We start from the raw sequence: 3,745 nt of genomic DNA on the forward strand, positions 1-3,745 counted from the left end.
GCGCTGCATCCCTTCGCTGCCGACGATGACAGGTGAAACCGGCCCATTGGATATGACTTTTCCATTGGACTTATTTCTTCCGCAGCACAATGCTAGTCAGACGAGGGAAGAGTATGCGTATGCGATATTGGGTTTGAACGACGGGATGCGGGAATCGTATGTGACGGCATCGCTCTGGGCCATTCATTTCGACCTGCCATTTCGCCGCTGGTGCGTAGCTGGCCGATTCGCGATTGTTCCGCTAACTGAGGTTGAACTGGAGCTTGAAGCATTGGCATTGGATCCGAGTGACGCATATCATGCATTCGATTTCTGGAAGCAAAGCTATATGGGCAAGTTTTCTGTAGCAATCGCGTTAGATCCATTAGAGCTTGGGGCTTGCCAAATTGTCGGGTTAAGTAAAGCCGAAAACCGACCACAATTAATCGGTTCTTCCCGCCACGTTAGCATGGATGCGGTTAGCGTGCTCGACGAATGCTGGGACAATAACCGCTTGCGGCTCGAGCTGTGCGGGGCGAGAGGCATGACAGAGCACTACTGGATAAAGGTGCCGGCTTCGTACACGCTTGAGGAGCATTCTGGGATCGGACTCGCGATTACGATCGACGACAGCGCTTGCGAAGAAGGCTGGTTGTTGACATTGTGCATTCGTTTCGAGGCAGAGCGTGGAAACGTTTTTCTTAGCTTCAAAACATGAATGCGGATTAGACCGTCGCTATCTTGTTTAGGCAATAAATCGCAAAGAAGGTTTGGGTATGTTGTGGATCGCTGTATCGTTGGTTCTCGTGTCAGGCACAATGAATGCTCTATGGAATCTATTCACTAAGAAAAGTAAGCATAAGCAAGCCTATCTCTCCCTCATTGTCATTGCGGCGAATGTGCTGCTTATTCCCTTATTACTGACACAATTGGTGAGCAGGAGCTATCCGCCGGAGGTTTATGTTCTATTGTTGATGTCCATGACAGCACAAGCGACCTATGCATGGATGTTATCCAAAGTGTACGCGTTAGGTGATTTGTCGCAGGTTTATCCGATTCAGCGTGGTACGGGAGTGCTGCTTATTCCTTTGATTAGCGTCATATTTATGGGCGAGCGATTATCTTTATGGGGATGGATTGGTGTCAGTATTATATTTATTGGTATCTTGGGACTAAGTGAATGGAAGAGGGTCCCCTCAGCAGGTCAACCTTTCCAGATGAAGCCTATATTGACCGCTGTGGGAGTAGGGTTATGTATTACTTCTTACGTGCTCATTGATAAAATGACTTTGCAATACGTGTCACCTTTGATTCTGATTTCGGTTTCCAACTTTGGTTTTATGCTAGGAAATAGTCGAACGATGCTGAACGTACAAGTGTTAACGGGCGAGTGGCAAAGAAACAAACGAATGATCCTGCTCGGATCAATCCTGATGCCGGGCTCTTATTTCTTGTTCCTCGTTGCGATGGAATTAGCACCGGTGTCCCACCTGGCTCCGATTAGGGAAGTGGGTACGGTCATGGCTACTTTGCTGGGAATATGGATACTAAAAGAAAAAAGCGGGTTCAGAAGACTTGTGACAGCTTCCGCGATAACAGCCGGTATTATTGTAGTTGGAATGAGCGGATAACAAATAAAGGAGCTGATTAACGTGAAGGAATTAACGAAGAGAGTAATTGTTATCGGCTTGGATGGCGCCGGAAATATGATCGATCAAGCACGTACTCCGAATATCGATCAAGCATTGGACGGCGGATTTATTACTTACGCTGCCCAAACAGTGATTCCGACCATTAGCGGGGAGTGTTGGGGATCTATGTTTCATGGGGTAAAGCCTGAGCTGCATGGCTTGACGAACGAAAGAGCCGAGAAGAACAAGTATCCAGCCGATTCACCTTATCCTTCTTTTATGAGACTCGTCAAGGAAGCAGATCCGTCTGCTGTAATCGCCTCGTTCAGCGCATGGAAGCCTATTAATGACGGAATTATTGAAGAGGGGGTTGCGACGTATATTGCAAACGTCCATGCCGATAAGCATCTGGTTCGAGAAGTAGCCGACTTTGCCGAAAAGCATTCGGACTTCAAGGTCATGTTCATCCAATTCGACGGAATCGATGGGGCAGGACATAACTTCGGTTATGGGTCGCCGCTATACTTGGAAGTCATTGAAGAGACAGACGAATTGGTGGGCAACATTCTCGATCTTCTTCGGAAACAGGACTTGTTGGAGGAAAGCCTAATTATATTTCTTGCGGATCATGGCGGGGGCGGCGAGGATCCGTTGAATCACGGCAGCGATCATCCGAAGGACGTGACAATTTTCTGGGGCTGCGCAGGCCCGAACGTATCCACCCCTACCGAGGCGAGGCCGATTCGCATAGAAGATACTGCTGCTGTCGTCGTAAAAGCGCTCGGTTTAGAGGCACCGAACACCTGGTCAGGCCAAGTTCTCGCAGGCTTGTTCAAGGAGGCAGTCGAGTGAACCGCCTTAATCAGGACATAGAAATTCCAGAGTATTTCCGTTCCGAGCTTTCGGTAGTGGCCCAAAAGGCAACAAAAGATCAGGGAGATGCGATCGTACGATTGCTTTTCTATACGGATCCGCATCATATGCCGGGAGGYAATCAGCTACAAGCCGCAGCGGCCATTAGGCGATTGGCGCAATTGCTTCCACTTGATGCGATCGTGTGCGGCGGAGATTTCAGCGAGAACGGCCCGAAAGAGGAGGTCGTGCAATCGCAAAGAGAAATTCTTAACGCGCTTCGGGTACCGGAGTGTCCCTTGTTACCGGTGAAAGGCAACCACGACGATAATTCCATACATGACTTCTATCGAAAAACCGGAAGCGTAGAGCATGTGATCTTTCCGATTGAATCTTACGAGAATTGGCTTAAACCGTTGGAAGGCACGGTAACATTCGATAAGGGAAACGAATGCGGCCTCTATTACTACTATGATATCCCGGACAAAAAGACGAGGATCGCAATGTTGAACAGCATCGATATTCTCTACAAAATAAAAGCGGACGGGATGCTGCAGCAAAACGGGCAATGGGAATACGCCTTCTCGGACAGGCAGGTCGATTGGTTCGAACATAGGGTGTTCGATTTTACCGGTGTACCGGAAAGCGAAAACTGGAAAGTTGTCATTTTCTCGCATCTGCCTATTATTCAACGTGGGGTTAAAGGGTACGTCGACGGAGAGGTTGAGAACGGTGAGAAGATTTGGAAAATCATCAAAACAAACCGTAAACACGTCGTCGCTTGCCTGTTCGGACACGTTCATATCGATCAGGTGCTGTATCATGACGATGTTCCGATGATATCTACGCTTAACGCGGTCAGCTACAGAAATTATGACGAAAGCCCCGAAAGGACGGTCGGTACGGTGACTGAAACGGCGTTCGATCTCATCAGCATTGATTACGCGAAGGGAGAATTGCGCTTTACCCGGTTCGGAGCGGGAGTAGACAGGATCATAACCTTCGAAACTTAAGGGCCCGGCAGTGCCGGATAGACACAGTAAGGAGGCCGTTCAAAGCAACGGCCTCCTTACTAGTATCGTATCCTGTTTATTTCTATTCCTGCTGTAACCTGACATGCTGCGTGGGCGTCGTTCCGGAGATTTTCTTGAAATGCCGGATGAACGTTCCGGCATTCGAGTATCCGACTTGTTCCGCGATATCCTTCATGGTCATATTCGGATGAGATTGGATAAGGCGGATTGCAGCTTGGATGCGAACAAGGTGCATGTAGTAGTTTAAGT

General features: G+C 48.5%; 5 protein-coding genes. 4 read left to right on the forward strand and 1 reads right to left on the reverse strand.

The annotated features are described in order from the left end of the window. The 4 genes from AC1DSE_RS32230 to AC1DSE_RS32245 form a co-directional block, all read left to right on the forward strand. The coding region (locus AC1DSE_RS32230; protein WP_477528833.1) for a hypothetical protein at positions 1–697 on the forward strand (697 nt) is incomplete at its 5' end. A 58-nt stretch (positions 698–755) separates the two neighbouring features. Beyond that, entirely contained in the window at positions 756–1,610 is an 855-nt protein-coding gene (locus tag AC1DSE_RS32235; protein WP_477508919.1) for an EamA family transporter, read from the forward strand. A gap of 21 nt (positions 1,611–1,631) precedes the next feature. Continuing rightward, entirely contained in the window at positions 1,632–2,462 is an 831-nt protein-coding gene (locus AC1DSE_RS32240; protein WP_477508918.1) for an alkaline phosphatase family protein, read from the forward strand. Continuing rightward, a complete protein-coding gene (locus AC1DSE_RS32245) occupies positions 2,459–3,475 on the forward strand; it encodes a metallophosphoesterase family protein (RefSeq protein WP_477508917.1) in 1,017 nt (338 codons plus the stop codon). The genes AC1DSE_RS32240 and AC1DSE_RS32245 overlap by 4 nt, the downstream gene beginning before the upstream one ends. 82 nt (positions 3,476–3,557) lie before the next feature. Here the strand turns inward: AC1DSE_RS32245 and AC1DSE_RS32250 are convergent, their stop codons facing one another. Further along, a complete protein-coding gene (locus AC1DSE_RS32250; protein ID WP_477528834.1) occupies positions 3,558–3,731 on the reverse strand; it encodes a helix-turn-helix domain-containing protein in 174 nt (57 codons plus the stop codon). Positions 3,732–3,745: the final 14 nt, after the last annotated feature.

It is taken from the genome of Paenibacillus sp. 01L418 (assembly GCF_056400045.1).

Excerpts from the sequence above, each read along its gene's own strand:
- AC1DSE_RS32235 (WP_477508919.1), top strand. The coding sequence starts at position 756 with ATGTTGTGGATCGCTGTATCGTTGGTTCTCGTGTCAGGCACAATGAAT.
- AC1DSE_RS32250 (WP_477528834.1), bottom strand. The coding sequence starts at position 3,731 with ATGCACCTTGTTCGCATCCAAGCTGCAATCCGCCTTATCCAATCTCAT.